Source organism: Streptomyces sp. NPDC058576 (assembly GCF_042718715.1).
Classification (GTDB): Bacteria; Actinomycetota; Actinomycetes; order Streptomycetales; family Streptomycetaceae; genus Streptomyces.
The window spans coordinates 1-15,600 of record NZ_JBHXPF010000102.1; the positions used below are offsets into that span (position 1 = coordinate 1).

Below are 15,600 nucleotides of genomic sequence, written 5' to 3' on the forward strand. Positions count from 1 at the left end.
GGATCAGGCCGGACCCACGAGCCCGGCATGATCCAAACGACACGCCCTACACCGACCGCCCCGCCGAAGCCCCACGCCGGCACCGCCCCGCCGCCGCGGCCGCGAACCGCCCCAGCGCCTCTTCCTTGCCGCAGGGATGGGCCCCCAGGGCCGTCTGACGGGCCACGATGCGCCGCTCGGTCCGCATCAGCCGCCAGCCGCGCCGCAGCAGGAACGGGACCGACTTGCGGCCCTCGCGCAGATCCCGCACCAGGCGTCGGCGGAACGTCGTGGACGGGCGGCCGCGCAGGCACAGCGCGTCGGCCAGCAGCCCCAGTTCCTGGCAGCGCTCCACGATGTCCGCCGCGAAGATGCCCTCGGCCACGAACAGCGGCGAGCGCTCGATGTGGAAGGCCTCGTGGTCCGTACGGGAGCTGGTGGCGATGTCGTACACCGGAACGTCCGTCCGGCCGCACCGGCACAGCTCCGCGATGGCCGCCACCGCCGCGTCCGCGTCCCAGGACGCCGCGGAGTCCCAGTCGATGTCCGTGGAGCCTGGGACCCGGGGCAGCGTCGGGTCGTCGTGCTCCTTGTAGAAGTCGTCCAGGCGCAGCACCGGGAGGCCGGTGCGGGCTGCCAGGACGGACTTGCCGGAGCCGGAGGGGCCCGCGAGCAGCACGACGCGGGTCGGTATGGGCTGGGAACTGGAACTCACAGAACAGAAGTGTGAGGCATTGACCCGCGCAGGGGACCCCTCGGGCCTCCTGTTGGTATCCAGCATCACACCTCAACTACTCTGCGCGTACGGACGATTACCCGACCAGGCTCGATCAGGTGGAAAACATGGCACTTCATGCACGTAAGCCCGAACGGCGCGTCCTGCTGCGCGCCGGTCTGACCTTCACCGCGCTGGGGGCCGCGCTGGGGGCCGGTGCGGGCTCCGCACAGGCCGTCTCGCTGCCGCCAGCGGCCGAGGTTCCTGAGCAGGGCGTCTCCGCCCTCCAGGCGATCGGTGAGACGGCCGGGCCTGCGGTGACCAGCGCGCTCGGGACCTCGCTGGCCAGCAGCGTCGCCCCGATCACCAACCTTCAGCTGGACCCGCTGGCCAACACCGGGGTGGACCCGCTGGACAACGCCGTGGGCACCCAGATCGCCGACTTCAAGCCGGTGACCACCGCCATCGTCACCGACCCGATCACCAGCGGCGGCGCGCTGAGCGACCTGCCCGTGGTGGGGTCGGTGACCAAGCTCGTCACCGGCTGACGCGCCGGGACACGGCGAACGGGGCCGCCCCGGGGTGGGAGGGCGGCCCCGTTCGGGTACCTGGTGGGCGGTCGCAGTCCGTACGCGACTCAGGCAGTCGGTACGCGACTCAGTACGAGGAGCCCGCGGCTCCCAGCGCGCCCGTGGGGTGCCAGACGGTCTTCGTCTCCAGGAACGCCGTCAGGCGGTGCGTGCCGGGGGAGGCCGACCAGTCGGCGGAGTCCGACGCGCCGTCCGCGGTGACGGGTGCGCGCAGCACGCGCTTCAGGTTGTCGGCGGCCGCGATCTCCAGCTCCTTGGCCAACTCGGCGTCCGCGCCGGTGAGGTCGATCGCGTTGACGTCCTGGTGGGCGGCGAGCGGGGCCGCCAGCTCCGCCGTCGCGCCGGACAGGATGTTGACCACGCCGCCGGGGACGTCCGAGGTGGCCAGCACTTCTCCGAGGGAGAGCGCGGGCAGCGGGGCGTCCGCCGAGGCGATGACGACGGCCGTGTTGCCGGTCGCGATGACCGGGGCGATCACCGAGACCAGGCCGAGGAACGACGACTTCCGCGGCGCGAGGACCGCGACCACGCCGGTCGGCTCCGGGGTGGAGAGGTTGAAGAACGGGCCCGCCACCGGGTTGGCCCCGCCCGCGATCTGGCCGATCTTGTCGGTCCAGCCCGCGTACCAGACCCAGCGGTCGATCGCCGCGTCCACCACGGCCGCCGCCTTGGACTTCGACAGCCCGTCGGAGGCGGCGACCTCGCGGACGAACTGCTCCTTGCGGCCCTCCAGCATCTCCGCGACGCGGTAGAGGACCTGGCCCCGGTTGTACGCGGTCGCGCCCGACCAGCCGCCGAACGCCTTGCGCGCGGCCACGACCGCGTCGCGCGCGTCCTTGCGGGAGGACTGCGGCGCGTTGGCGAGCCACTGGCCCTTGGAGTCCGTCACCTCGTACACCCGGCCGCTCTCGGAGCGGGGGAACTTGCCCCCGACGTACAGCTTGTAGGTCTTGAAGACGCCAAGACGGTTCTGCTCAGACATCGAGGTACGCCTCCAGGCCGTGGCGGCCGCCCTCGCGGCCGTAGCCCGACTCCTTGTAGCCGCCGAACGGCGACGTCGGGTCGAACTTGTTGAACGTGTTGGCCCAGACGACGCCCGCGCGGAGCTTGTTCGCCACCGCGAGGATGCGGGAGCCCTTCTCCGTCCAGATGCCGGCCGAGAGGCCGTACTGACTGTTGTTGGCCTTGGCGACCGCCTCGTCCGGGGTACGGAAGGAGAGGACGGAGAGCACCGGGCCGAAGATCTCGTCGCGGGCGACCGTGTGGGCCTGGGTGACGTTGGTGAAGAGGGTCGGAGCGAACCAGTAGCCCGACGAGGGCAGTTCGCACGGCGCGCTCCAGCGCTCCGCGCCCTCCGCCTCGCCGGTCTCCACGAGGGAGGTGATCCGGGCGAGCTGCTCGGCGGAGTTGATCGCGCCGATGTCGGTGTTCTTGTCCAGCGGGTCGCCCAGGCGCAGCGTGGAGAGCCGGCGCTTCAGGGCGTCCAGCACCTCGTCCTGCACCGACTCCTGGACCAGCAGCCGGGAGCCCGCGCAGCAGACCTGGCCCTGGTTGAAGAAGATCCCGGTGACGATGCCCTCGACGGCCTGGTCGATCGGGGCGTCGTCGAACACGATGTTCGCGCCCTTGCCGCCCAGCTCCAGGGTGACCTTCTTGTCGGTGCCCGCGACGGAGCGCGCGATGGCCTTGCCCACGGCGGTCGAGCCGGTGAAGGCGACCTTGTTCACGTCCGGGTGCGTGACCAGGGCCTCGCCCGCGTCCCCGTAGCCGGTGAGGATGTTCACGACGCCCTGGGGGAGTCCCGCCTGGCGGCAGATGTCCGCGAAGAACAGCGCGCTCAGCGGGGTCGTCTCGGCGGGCTTCAGGACCACCGTGTTGCCCGTGGCGAGCGCCGGGGCGATCTTCCACGCGAGCATCAGCAGCGGGAAGTTCCACGGGATGACCTGCCCGGCCACACCCAGCGGGCGCGGGTTCGCCCCGTACCCCGCGTGGTCCAGCTTGTCGGCCCAGCCCGCGTAGTAGAAGAAGTGCGCCGCGACCAGCGGGAGGTCCGCGTCGCGGGTCTCCTTGATCGGCTTGCCGTTGTCGAGGGTTTCCAGGACGGCCAGCTCACGGCTGCGCTCCTGGATGATCCGGGCGATCCGGAACAGGTACTTGGCGCGCTCGGAGCCGGGCAGCGCCGACCACCTCTCGAACGCCTTGCGGGCCGCCTTCACAGCCCGGTCCACGTCCGCCGCGCCGGCCTGCGCGACCTCGGAGAGGACTTCCTCGCTGCTCGGCGAGACGGTCTTGAAGACCTTGCCGTCGGCGGCCTCGGTGAACTCGCCGTCGATGAACAGCCCGTAGGAGGGAGCGATGTCGACGACGGAACGGGACTCCGGCGCCGGTGCGTACTCGAATGCGGATGCCATGGCTATCAGTCCACCGTCACGTAATCGGGGCCGGAGTAACGGCCGGTGCTGAGCTTCTGGCGCTGCATCAGCAGGTCGTTGAGCAGGCTGGACGCGCCGAACCGGAACCAGTGCGGGTCCAGCCAGTCCTCGCCCGCGGTCTCGTTCACCAGGACCAGGAACTTCACCGCGTCCTTGGTGGTGCGGATGCCGCCGGCCGGCTTCACACCGATCTGTACGCCGGTGGCCGCCCGGAAGTCGCGGACGGCCTCCAGCATGAGGAGGGTGTTCGCGGGGGTGGCGTTGGTGGCCACCTTGCCGGTCGAGGTCTTGATGAAGTCCGCGCCCGCGAGCATCCCGATCCAGGAGGCCCGGCGGATGTTGTCGTACGTGGACAGCTCGCCGGTCTCGAAGATCACCTTGAGCCGGGCCTCGCCGCACTCCGCCTTCACGGCGAGGATCTCCTCGTACACCTTGAGGAACCGGCCGGAGAGGAACGCCCCCCGGTCGATCACCATGTCGATCTCGTCGGCCCCGGCCGCCACGGCGTCGCGGACGTCCGCGAGCTTGACGTCCAGCGCGGCGCGGCCCGCCGGGAAGGCGGTCGCCACGGACGCCACCTTCACGCCGGAGCCGGCGACCGCGGCGGCTGCGGTGGCCGCCATGTCGGGGTAGACGCAGACCGCGGCGGTGCGCGGGGTCGTGCGGTCGGTCGGGTCGGGGTTGACGGCCTTGGCGGCGAGAGCCCGGACCTTGCCCGGGGTGTCCGCGCCTTCCAGCGTCGTCAGGTCGATCATCGAGATGGCGAGATCGATGGCGTACGCCTTGGCCGTCGTCTTGATCGAACGGGTTCCGAGGGAGGCGGCGCGCGCTTCGAGGCCGACGGCGTCGACGCCGGGCAGCCCGAACAGGAAGCGGCGCAGCGCACTGTCGGACGCCGTCGCGTCGGAAAATGCGGGAGCAGTGGTGGGCATGGTCACCAGAGGAGCATATCTACGCGCGTAGCGACCTGTACAGGGGGCCGGGCCATCCGTGCGTCCCGCACCCGGCCGCCGCACTCCGGATCCCCGGGGCGCTCAGGCACGGCGTCCGCACCCCGGGCCCTCCGCGCCGCGGCTCTCCGCGCCCGTCAGGCAGAATCGGCCCCATGACGAGCCCCACACCTTCCGCAGAGTCGCCCCCCGCGACACGGACCTACCGTTCCGTCGCCGCACTGGTCTGCGGGTCGCTGCTGCTCCTGCTGATCGCCTGGATGGCCGGGGACGCCATCATCCGGGGCGAGGGACGGATGCCGTGGCTCGCGGCTGCCGCGCTGCTCCTCGTGGTGCCGCTGGTCGTGGCGTTCACCCTGCGGCCCGCCGTCTTCACCGACGACGCGCACATCCGGGTCCGCAACCCGTTCCGGACGATCGAGCTCCCCTGGACCGAGGTCGCCGACGTACGGGCGTCGTACTCCTCCGAGCTGCTCGCCCAGGACGGCACGAAGTACCAGCTGTGGGCGATTCCCGTCTCCCTGCGCGCCCGCAAGCGCGCGGCGCGCAGCGCGGCCCGTGCGGCGCACGACGACCCCTACGGCCGGACCTCGGTCAGCGCCGACGTCCGCGACGCGGCCGCGCGCACCGCGTCCGCCGACCAGACCGTCCGCGATCTGCGGGACATCGCCGAACGGGCCGGTGACACGACCCCCGAGGGCGCGGACCGGGGCTCGGTCCGCTGGGCGTACGAGGTGATCGCCCCGGCCGTCGCGGGGGCCGTCCTGCTCGTGGTGGTGGGGGCGATCGGCTGAGGCGTGCCGTCGCGTCACGGGCCGGTGGAGCCTTCTCGGTGCGAGCGGTGCGAGCGGTGCGAGCGGTGCGAGCGGTGCGCGGGGGCGGGCGCGAGGAGCCTGTCCGGTGTATGCCGGACGCCCTAAGGGCTACATCCCGATGAAAACCGACCGCGTGCCTGGTTTGTGGTCCCTGCTGTCACGCCCATCTCAATAAATTGCGCCTGTCGCTCGACTTCCGAACAGAGCGACGGGGGGTGGGGCGAGATGACCGGTTCCGGGGATGCCGACAGAACGGACGCCGTACGGGCGCGATGTCGCATCGACGTCGATACGCAGGGGAGGTACGGCTGGCGCATGATCGCGCAGAACGGCCGCGTGGTCGCGGTGTCTGCCCAGGCGTTCGACGCGCCGGGCGACTGCGGGCGCGCCTTCGAGGAGTTGCGCGACCGCCATGGGGAACAGACGGGAGCGGTCCAGCACACGCCCTCCGGCAACGGCTGGGTCTGGCTGCTGCGAAAGCCGAACGGGGATGTGACAGCGGTCTCCGCCCGGGCGTACGAACGCCACTCGACGTGCCGGGCGGCCTACGACCGCTTCCGGTCGCTGCTCTCCGAGATGGGCGGCGTCACCGGAAGTTGCCTCTAGGGGGCGGCTCGTTCACGTCTCGAAGCTGACGGGTTAAGGGCCTCCCGCCAGGGTCGTGGGCGTGATGACGCGAACAAAGGAGCGACCCCCGCCGGCCGGGGAGCCAGCAGCCGTACCCGACCACGCCCGGCACCTGCACCAGGACCCCGGTCTGCCCGACCGGGTGTTCCGCGGCGTGGCGCGCGGGGGCGGTGGTCTGGTGCTCGCCGTGATGCTCCTGGTCGGGGGGTTCCTCCTGTACCGGGCGTGGCAGGCGCTGGAGCGGGCGGGCTGGTCCTTCCTCACGACCCAGTCCTGGGAACCGGACGCAGGACGCTTCGGTATCGCCGCCGTACTGATCGGCACGGTGCTCATCGCCCTGACCGCGATCGTCGTCGCCGTGCCGCTCGCCATCGGCGGCGCGCTCTACATCTCGGAGTACGCGCCGCCCCGGCTGCGCCGGACCCTGATCAGCATCGTCGACCTGATGGCGGCGGTGCCCTCGGTGGTCTACGGGCTGTGGGGGCTGTTCTTCTTCGAAGGCGCCCTGCTGCCCACCGCCCGCTGGATCGCCACCTACTTCGGCTGGATCCCGCTCTTCACCGTCGACGGGGCCGACCCGACCGACCCGCTCGCACCCGAGACGGTCTACACCTCCTCCACGCTGATCGCCGGCCTGGTGGTCGGCCTCATGGTGGCGCCGATCATCTGCTCCGTGATGCGCGAGGTGTTCTCCCAGGCGCCCGCCGGCGAGCGCGAGGGCGCCTTCGCGCTCGGCGCCACCCGCTGGGGCATGATCCGCAACGTCGTCCTCCCGTTCGGCAAGGGCGGCATGATCGGCGGCACGATGCTCGGCCTCGGGCGGGCGCTCGGCGAGACGATCGCCGTCTACCTGATCATCTCGCCGGTGTTCGAGATCCAGTGGCACGTCCTGCAGAACGGCACCAGTTCGGTCGCCGCCCTGATCGCCCTGCGCTACGGCGAGGCCAGCCCGTTCGGTATGTCCGCGCTGATGGCCGCCGGCCTCGCCCTTTTCCTCATGACCCTCGTCGTCAACTTCGCCGCTTCGTCGATCGTCGCCCGCAGCCGCTCCGGCGCCTCCAGCGACGCCTAGGGGAACCCGCCGCAATGACCCTCGCTCCGCAGTCCCCGCACTCCGCACCACGGCGTCCACCGCGCACCGTGCTGCCCGCGCACTCCGCCCGGTCGGCCGAGCCGGCCGGTGAGGAGAGGCGTTCCCTCCGGCTCGGCCGGGCCTCGGACACCTTCGCCCTGCTCGGGGCGGCGGCCGCGGCGCTGGCGACGACCGGGCTGCTCTTCTGGCGCATGCTGCCCTTCAACGGGGCGGTCGGCTTCGTCGTCGTGGCCTACGTGCTGTTCCTCGGGATGTACGGGCTGCTGGTCTCCTTCGACGAGGACGGACCGGCGATCCGGGACCGGCTGGCCGGAGTCGTGGTGCGCACCCTCGGCCTGATCATGCTCGTCGCGCTGGCCTTCGTGATCGTCTTCACGCTCTGGGAGGGCCGCAAGGCGTTGCCCCACTGGAACTTCTTCACCCAGGACATGCGACTCGCCGGCCCGTTGGACGGCCTCGGCGTCGGCGGCATCCTGCACGCCATCGTCGGCACGCTGGAGCAGATCGCCATCGCCCTGGCGGTGACCGTGCCGTCCGGCCTGATCTGCGCGGTGTTCCTGAACGAGGTCCCGGGCCGCTTCGCCCGCTTCGTCCGCACCATCGTCGAGGCGATGACCGCCCTGCCCTCGATCGTCGCGGGCCTGTTCATCTACGCCACCGTCATCCTGGCGCTGGGCGTGGAGAAGTCCGGCATCGCGGCCTCCCTGGCCCTTGCCGTGATGATGCTGCCGATCATCATCCGGGCGTCGGACGTCGTGATCCGCCTGGTGCCGGGCACGCTGCGCGAGGCCAGCTACGCACTGGGCACCTCGCGATGGCGCACCGTCTGGCACGTGGTCCTGCCGACGGCGCGTTCGGGACTGACCACGTCGGTCATCCTCGGCACCGCGCGGGGCGTCGGCGAGACGTCCCCCGTGCTGCTGACCTCGGGCTTCACGGCCGTACTCAACGCCGACCCGCTGTCCGGCCCGCAGGTCTCCCTGCCCCTGGCCACCTTCTCGTTCGTCAAGTCCCCCGAACCCGCCATGATCGCCCGCGGATTCGGCACCGCGGCCACCCTGATGGCCCTGGTCCTGCTGCTCTTCGTGATCGCCCGGATCATCGGCGGCCGCGATCCCGGTCAGCTCACGAAGGGGCAGACCCACCGCCGGGTCCTCGCCTCCCGCCGCGACGCGGAGCGTTTCGCCGCGCGGGCCGCCTCCCGTGAGGCGGCGTCCACCGGGCCTGAAGCCACGCACGACCCCACCGACCGCACCGATCCCACCGAACACAGGAGTACCTCGTGAGATCCGCGACCATGTCCCGGCTGGCCATGGGGCTGGCCGCTCTGCTGTGCGCGCTGCTGGCCCTCGGCCAGCCGTCCGCCAGTGCCGCCTCCTTCACCAAGATCAGCGGCGCGGGCTCCACCTGGAGCTCCAACGCGATCTCGCAGTGGGCCCGCAACGTGGCCTCGAACCTCGGCATGACCGTCAACTACCAGGACACCGGCTCCTCCGACGGCCGCACCCAGTTCAAGAACGGCACGGTCGACTTCGCGGTCTCCGAGATCCCGTACGGGCTCACCGAGGGAGGCGTCCAGGACGTGGCGCCCAAGCGCGGCTACGCCTACATGCCGATCGTGGCCGGCGGCACCGCCTTCATGTACAACCTCAAGATCGGCGGCAAGAAGGTCACCAACCTGCGGTTGTCGGGCGACGTCCTGGCCAAGATCTTCACGTCGAAGATCACCCGCTGGAACGCGCCGGAGATCAGGGCGGACAACCCCGGCCTGAACCTGCCGAGCCGGCAGATCGTCCCCGTCGTGCGTTCCGACGGCTCCGGAACGACTGCCCAGTTCACCACCTGGCTGGCCAAGGAACAGGGGGCCGCCTGGAACGACTTCTGCCGCCGCGCCGGCCGGTCCACCCCGTGCGGCATGACGTCCTACTTCCCCAACGCGCCGGGGTCGTCCCAGATCGCCAAGTCAGGTTCGCTCGGCGTCTCGGGCTATGTGCGCCAGGGGCACGCGGAGGGCGCCATCACCTATGTGGAGTACTCGTACGCCATCGGCGCCGGCTTCCCGGTGGTCAAGATGCTCAACCGGTCGGGCTACTACGTGGAGCCCACGGCGGCCAGTGTCGCCGTGGGGCTGATGGCCGCCCGGATCAACAACGACAAGTCGTCGTCGAACTATCTGACCCAGGTCCTCGACGGCGTCTACCGCTCCGGCGACCGCCGTACGTACCCGCTGTCCAGCTACAGCTACATGATCGTGCCCACCTCGCTGGAAGGCGACAAGAACCCCATGACGGAGGCCAAGGGCAAGACGCTCGCGGCCTTCGGCAACTACTTCCTCTGCGACGGCCAGCAGCAGGCGGAGGAGCTCGGCTACTCGCCGCTGCCGAAGAACCTCGTGCTCGCCGGAGCCGAGCAGGTGCGACGGATACCCGGCGCCCCCTCGGGCGGCTTCAACATCAACAAGTGCCGCAACCCCACCTTCTCCTCGGACGGCAGCAACACCCTCGCCAAGAACGCGCCGTACCCGAAGGCGTGCGACCGGCGCGGGCCGGCCCAGTGCGCCACCGGCACCGCGGGCGCCAAGGCCCAGACGCCGGTGAAGCCGGCCGCCCAGGGCGCGAACGGCGGCTCCGGCGGCGGCTCGGCCTCGGGCGGCTCCACCGGCGGCTCGGGCTCGACCACGGGGTCGGGCGGTTCCGGCGGCCCCGGCGAGGCGGCGAGCGGCGGCGCCACGGGCGGTGCCGGCGCCGACGGCTCGGCCACCGGGGGCGGCGAGGCGTCCGGCGGCGGAGCTGCCGCCGGCGGGGGCGCGATCGACCCCGACACCGGAGAACTGCTCGCCGAGCAGGGCGGCGGCGACGCCTCCGTCGTGGCCAACCCCGTCAATCTCGCCTCCGACGACGCGATGGGCCTGCGCGGCGCCCTGATGGCGTTGTCCGCCCTGCTCCTGGCCGGGGTGGTCGTCGGCCCTCCGCTGACCGCGCGCGCGCTGGCCGCGCGGGCCCGCAAGAAGGGAGACCTGTCATGAGGTTCACACACGCGCGCCCGGGGCGGCGGACGGCGGTCGGCGTGGGATCACTCCTCGCCGCACTTCTCCTCGCGCTGGTCCCGCTGCCGCAGGGGGCCGACGAGGCCCGCGCCGCCGAGGCGGCCGGCCCACCGGCGAGTGACCCCTCCGCGATGACCAGGAGCGGCACGAAGGGGCCCCACGACGACTTCTCCGCTCTGCGGGTGACTGTCCACCAGACGGCAGGCCTCCAGGCGCAGGGAGTCAAGGTCACCTGGACCGGCGGCAAGCCGACCCAGGGCGGCAACCATCTCGTCAACTACCTCCAGATCATGCAGTGCTGGGGTGACGACCCCAGCGGCCCGGACCGGGAGCAGTGCGACTTCGGGGCGGTCGCGGGCGGGTCGATCAACAGTTACGGCCGCGTGCTGGTCAAGGACTGGGACCCGCTGGAGACCGAGTACACCCAGAGCGACGGCTTCCTCGATCCGTTCGTGCCGTTCCGGCCGGTGGAGGGCGAGCCGACCGACTCGGCCCACGACACCACGTACTTCGGACCGAACGACTCGAACGCCGAACCGATGCGCAAGACGCAGTCCGACGGAACCGGTGAGGCGATCTTCGAGGCGCAGACCGCGCTCCAGGCACCCCACCTGGGCTGTGGAGCGGTGAGCGGCACCGCGCGGAGCCCGCGTCCGTGCTGGCTGGTCGTGGTGCCGCGCGGTGAGCACGAGATCGAGCCGTTCCCCGACGGCGGACTGGACACCTCCGCGCTGAGCCAGACCAACTGGAATCAGCGGATCGTGTTCCCGATGACGTTCGACCCGGTCGGGGACACCTGTGCCCCCGACAAGGCGGAGCGCCGTGTCATCGGGTCGGAGCTCCTCACCGACGCCATGTCGTCCTGGCAGACCGTGCTGTGCGACGACGCGGACGCGCGGTTCACCTTCACCCAGTCCGGCGAGGACCGGGCCCGAACCGCGATCACGCAGCCGACCCCCTCCTCCCCGGGCCTGGCCGTCACGGTCGACCCGGTGGAGAGCGCGGACGGCGCACCGGGCGTGGTGCACGCCCCCCTCGCGGTCAGCGGGCTGGCCGTGGGCTTCCTCTGGGAGGACACCGGTACTCCGGTCGAATGGGTCCGCGATCTGCGGCTGAACCCCCGCCTGCTGGCCAAGATGCTCACCCAGTCCTACAGCGCCGGCGTCAGGCTCTGGAGCGTGAACATCCCCGAACCGGCGCATGTGGCAGGCAATCCGCAAGCTCTGGTCAGCGACCCGGAGTTCCTGGAACTCAACCCTCATATGAAGGGTGCCCGAGCAGCCCGGAGCGGACCCCTCGGCATCGTCGTACCGGGCGAGAACTCCGATACGAGCCGCCTTTTCTGGCGCTATCTCCAGTCCGACCGGGACGCCCGGGAATTCCTGGCGGGAAAGCCCGACCCCTGGGGAATGAAACGCAATCCGTTCTACGCGGAACTGGAGCTGGCGAAGAACGCGCTGGACCACTTCCCGAAGGCCGACCCGACGGAAACCAGCCTGACGACGACCGACGGCAAGGCCGCTCTCTACACGGGAGCCGAGATCGTCCCGTACTCCGCGCACCTTCATGACGGCGCCCTGCGGGTGCGCCGCGGATACAGCGGGCAGACGACGGAGCCCGAGGTCTGCGCGGAGTGCGCCACCGGTGCCAAGCTGACCGGGACGCGCAAACCCCAGGGCGCGCGCCAGGTGGGAGGGCTGGCGGACGCGGCCTCGGCGCGGCGCTACCAGCTCGACGTCGCCGCCCTCCGCAACGCCGACGGCGCCTACGTCAAGCCCTCCGGCGGCTCGCTGCTCGCGGCGGTCGGGAAGATGCGGGACACCGCCGTACCCGGGGTGCGGGCGCTCGACCCGGGACGGGCCACCGACGGCGCGTACCCGTTGACCGCGGTCGTCTACGGGGCGGCCTCCACGGACCAGGCCAAGGACGCCCGCGCGGACTACGCGCGGATGATCAGGTACGCCGTCGGGGCCGGGCAGACGCAGGGCACGGCCCAGGGGGAACTGCCCCTCGGGTACGCGCCCCTCCCGGCCGCCCTCCGCCGGCAGGCCCTCGGGGCCGCCGCCGACCTGGAACGCGGCGTCGTGGCGCCGGCCGACAACGGCACGGCGGGGGCCGATGGCGCGGCCGGCGCCCCCACCGGTTCCGGCGGCGCGGGCAGCTCCGGCGGAACCGGCGGAAGCGGGCAGTCCGGCGCCGGCTCCGGCGACGCGGCGGCGGGCACGACGGCCGGCGGATCCGCCGGAACCGGGAGCGCGGGCGAGGCGGGAGGCTCCCCGCCGCCCGCGGCCGGCCCCCCCGACCCGGAGAGGGCCGCCGTCGCGGCGTCCGGCGGCCTGACCCCGTCGGAGATCCTCGGGATCGTGCGCTGGGTGCTGCTCGGGGTGCTGGTCGCGGGCGGCGCCGCGGCGCTGGCCGGGCCCGTGATGCTCCGGCTCGCGGCCCGTAAGGCGGCGCCGGGGCCCGGCTGACGGCACGGGCGGGCCTGGCCGCCCCGTCGGAAATCCCCTGGCCCCGGCCGGGGGAAATGCCCCGGCCCCGACCGGCCGGGCATTTCCGTCGGCTTCCGGTGAATTCTCTAGATGTCGCCTAGGAAAGCCCTGCGTAACCTGATCGGCAGCGGGATTTAGTGGTGGCGGAAAGCGGTCTACGGAATTGTTTGCGGTGGCCGGCCGACGGGTCGGTGGAAGCAGAATCCGGATTGTACTTGTGCGTCCCTTCCTTGCATTCCTTATTCACGGAGGAGAACAGAAGTGAACGTCAAGACTCGCGTTCGTGCCGGTGCCGCCTTCGGCGCCGCAGCTCTCGGCCTCGGCATCATCGCCCCGGTCGCGGCGGCAGACCCGGGCACCCCGACCGACTACCGCGTCCTCGCCGGTGTCGGTTCGGACACGACGCAGGACGTCCTCAACGGTCTCGGTGAGTTCGTCGACAACGGCAGCACCATCGCCTCCTACGACGCGACCGGTTCCGCCACCATCAAGACGCGTGCCGTCAACTGCTCCATCCCCCGCCCGAACGGCTCCTCGGCCGGCATCACCGCGCTGAACGCCGCCATCGACGGCAGCACCGGTTGCATCGACTTCGCCCGCTCCTCCCGCGGTCCGGCCGCCGCCGGCACCGACCTCACCTGGATCCCGTTCGCCCAGGACAAGGTGACGGTCGCCGTCCGCCAGGACAGCGCCCTCAACAACAACCTCAACCTGACCACGGCCCAGCTCAAGTCCATCTTCGAGTGCACCACGACCCAGCTCAACGGCGTGGCCCTCACGCCGCTGCTGCCGCAGGCCGGCTCGGGCACCCTCTCCTACTTCCTCGGCGCGATCGGCAACCCCACGGTCGGGTCCTGCGTCGGCACGATGCAGGAGCACAACGGCGCCGAGCTCGACAGCGCCGGCGACATCGCCCCGTACTCGGTCTCCCAGTACAACGCCCAGGTCGGCGGCGTCGTCCCGGACCGCCACGGCAACACGGTCCTCGGCAAGGTCAACGGCGGCCAGTTCAGCCGTGACGTCTACAACGTCGTCCCGACCGCCAAGCTGAGCAACCCCACGATCGACGCCACGTTCACCGGTGCCGACTCCAAGGTCTGCGCCGAGACCGACGTCATCGAGGCCTACGGCTTCACCCTCGCCCCGAACTGCGGCGCGACCACCCTCAAGGGTGAGCGCTGATCAGCACCACCCCGTAAGCGCGCGACAGCCGGGCACCCATCGGGTGCCCGGCCCCACGGCGTACCAAGGACGACGACATCCCCAGGGGGAAGCAAATGAACCGCCCCGCACCACTCAGATCACCCGTTGCCCTGCTCAGCGCCTTCGCGCTGGTCTGCGGTCTGCTGGCAACCGTGCTGGCCCTGTCCGCCACCGACGCGCACGCCGCGGCGGCGCGGATCGGCACGTTCACGCTGGAGCCCGCGGCCGGAAACATCACCGACGCCCGCATGGTCAACACGGCGACCTCGGACGCCGCCTGCCCCACGCCCGTCAACCCCGGCGATCCGTACGTCCGGACGGGGCTCGCCCTCCCCAAGCCGGGCAGCACGTTCGAGTTCGGCATCACCCGCTCCGACGTGGGAGCACCGCTGGACTCCGGTCCGTTCACCACCACCCTGCCCGCCGGGGCCGCGACGCTGGAGACGACGCTGCGCAAGGTCGTCAAGACCGGCCCGCTGGACGGTACGTACGAGCTGCGGCTGCACTGCAACACGGCGCTGGGCGCACAGACCTCGGGCGACTACTTCGCGGCGACCATCCGGGTCACCGGAGAGAACTGGGCCCTCGTCCAGGTGCTGGCGACCACCGTGAACCTGGAGACTCCCGCCGAGGCCGTCGCGGGAGCCCCGCTCAAGCTGACGGCGCGCCTTGTCCCCGAAGCGGCCGTGGGCCGGGTGTCCTTCGGCTTCAGTGCCACCGGTGGCGGCCCGTACACCGAAGTGGGCACCGCGGACGTGGCGGCCGGCAAGGCCGAACTGACGGTCCAGGCTCCCGCGACAGCGGGCTACGCCTACTACAGAGCCGAGTTCACGCCGACCGACCCGGAGGCGTACAACGGCTCGGCCGATGAGGGCACCGTGTCCGTCGTCGCGGCCACCCCCACCGCCACCGAGACACCCTCCAACACCCCGACGCCCACGGACAGTCCCACCGACGGCCCCACCGAACCCGCCGACCTCGACGTCACCGACGCCGAGGGCAACGTGCTCGACGCCAACCCCACCCTCGAAGCGGGCCAGAAGGTCCTGCTCACCGCTCGTGGCTACGGCAAGGACGCCACGGTCGAGGCGGTCCTCGCCGACAGCGAGGCCGCTCTCGCGGACGCGACCGCGGACGCGGACGGCACCGTCAAGGACTACGAGTTCACCGTGCCCGCGGAGATCGAGGACGGCGACCACACGCTGACCCTCACCGAGAAGAAGGAAGGCGGGCACAGCGTCGAGTTCGCCTTCGTCACCGGCGCGGACGCGACCCCCACACCGGGCCCCAGTGACACCTCGGCCGGCGACTCCGGCGGGAGCGCCGACGGCGGATCGGCCGGCGACTCCGGGGGCGGTACGGCGGGCGGCTCGGACGGATCCGGCGGCGGTGGCTCCGGATCCGGCGGACCCCTCGCGGCGACCGGCAGTCAGGTCGGAGCGATCGGCCTCGGCGCGCTGGCACTGGTCAGCCTCGGCGTGGCGCTCGTGATCCACGTCCGCCGCAAGGGCCTGCTCAGCTTCGGCGGCACCGCCCACTGACCGGCGGGCCGGCCGGGGGGGGGGGGGGGGGCCGCGCCCCGGGGGGCCCCCCCCCCCCCCCCCCCCCCCCCCCCCCCCCCCCCCCCCACAAAAAAAAAACAAACAACCAGCCCCGAA

The 15,600-nt window shown here is 71.8% G+C and carries 13 protein-coding genes; 9 read left to right on the forward strand and 4 right to left on the reverse strand.

Annotated features, from left to right (window positions below; translation table 11 throughout):
• Window positions 1–46: 46 nt before the first annotated feature.
• Entirely contained in the window at window positions 47–760 is a 714-nt protein-coding gene (locus ACFWRV_RS35415; protein WP_384340153.1) for a uridine kinase, read from the reverse strand.
• Window positions 761–822: 62 nt separating this feature from the next.
• Between ACFWRV_RS35415 and ACFWRV_RS35420 the strand changes: the two genes are divergently transcribed.
• On the forward strand, window positions 823–1,242 hold the full coding sequence (locus ACFWRV_RS35420) for a hypothetical protein (RefSeq protein ID WP_384340155.1): 420 nt from the start codon (window positions 823–825) through the stop codon (window positions 1,240–1,242).
• A gap of 109 nt (window positions 1,243–1,351) precedes the next feature.
• Here the strand turns inward: ACFWRV_RS35420 and ACFWRV_RS35425 are convergent, their stop codons facing one another.
• Genes ACFWRV_RS35425 through deoC form a run of 3 tightly spaced genes read right to left on the reverse strand, consistent with a single transcriptional unit; the run spans window position 1,352 to window position 4,648 of the window.
• The gene (locus ACFWRV_RS35425) at window positions 1,352–2,266 is read right to left on the reverse strand and encodes an aldehyde dehydrogenase family protein (RefSeq protein ID WP_384340156.1); all 915 of its coding nucleotides are present in this window, start codon (window positions 2,264–2,266) and stop codon (window positions 1,352–1,354) included.
• Entirely contained in the window at window positions 2,259–3,695 is a 1,437-nt protein-coding gene (locus tag ACFWRV_RS35430; protein WP_384340158.1) for an aldehyde dehydrogenase family protein, read from the reverse strand. Before ACFWRV_RS35430 ends, ACFWRV_RS35425 begins: the two co-directional genes overlap by 8 nt.
• Before the next feature lie 5 nt (window positions 3,696–3,700).
• Complete coding sequence (deoC, locus tag ACFWRV_RS35435; RefSeq protein WP_384340174.1) at window positions 3,701–4,648, reverse strand: deoxyribose-phosphate aldolase; 948 nt, start codon at window positions 4,646–4,648, stop codon at window positions 3,701–3,703.
• Between the two features lie 173 nt (window positions 4,649–4,821).
• On the opposite strand from deoC, the gene ACFWRV_RS35440 reads away from it, so the two are divergent.
• The 8 genes from ACFWRV_RS35440 to ACFWRV_RS35475 all read left to right on the forward strand — a co-directional run bounded on the left by ACFWRV_RS35440 (window position 4,822) and on the right by ACFWRV_RS35475 (window position 15,483).
• Window positions 4,822–5,460, forward strand: a complete 639-nt coding sequence (locus ACFWRV_RS35440; protein ID WP_384340160.1) for a PH domain-containing protein — start codon at window positions 4,822–4,824, stop codon at window positions 5,458–5,460.
• Window positions 5,461–5,796: 336 nt separating this feature from the next.
• Complete coding sequence (locus tag ACFWRV_RS35445) at window positions 5,797–6,087, forward strand: hypothetical protein (RefSeq protein ID WP_384340162.1); 291 nt, start codon at window positions 5,797–5,799, stop codon at window positions 6,085–6,087.
• A gap of 64 nt (window positions 6,088–6,151) precedes the next feature.
• Complete coding sequence (gene pstC / locus ACFWRV_RS35450; protein ID WP_384340176.1) at window positions 6,152–7,180, forward strand: phosphate ABC transporter permease subunit PstC; 1,029 nt, start codon at window positions 6,152–6,154, stop codon at window positions 7,178–7,180.
• A gap of 14 nt (window positions 7,181–7,194) precedes the next feature.
• A complete protein-coding gene (gene pstA, locus ACFWRV_RS35455) occupies window positions 7,195–8,487 on the forward strand; it encodes a phosphate ABC transporter permease PstA (RefSeq protein ID WP_384340164.1) in 1,293 nt (430 codons plus the stop codon).
• Window positions 8,484–10,226 carry a phosphate ABC transporter substrate-binding protein PstS gene (gene pstS / locus ACFWRV_RS35460; RefSeq protein WP_384340166.1) on the forward strand — a complete coding sequence of 581 codons (1,743 nt, stop codon included), beginning with the start codon at window positions 8,484–8,486 and terminating at the stop codon, window positions 10,224–10,226. The genes pstA and pstS overlap by 4 nt, the downstream gene beginning before the upstream one ends.
• Window positions 10,223–12,718, forward strand: a complete 2,496-nt coding sequence (locus ACFWRV_RS35465; protein WP_384340168.1) for a hypothetical protein — start codon at window positions 10,223–10,225, stop codon at window positions 12,716–12,718. Before pstS ends, ACFWRV_RS35465 begins: the two co-directional genes overlap by 4 nt.
• Window positions 12,719–13,000: 282 nt before the next feature.
• A complete protein-coding gene (locus ACFWRV_RS35470; RefSeq protein WP_384340170.1) occupies window positions 13,001–13,921 on the forward strand; it encodes a hypothetical protein in 921 nt (306 codons plus the stop codon).
• A gap of 95 nt (window positions 13,922–14,016) precedes the next feature.
• Window positions 14,017–15,483, forward strand: coding sequence for a hypothetical protein (locus ACFWRV_RS35475; RefSeq protein ID WP_384340172.1), 1,467 nt, complete (start codon window positions 14,017–14,019; stop codon window positions 15,481–15,483).
• Window positions 15,484–15,600 lie beyond the last annotated feature (117 nt).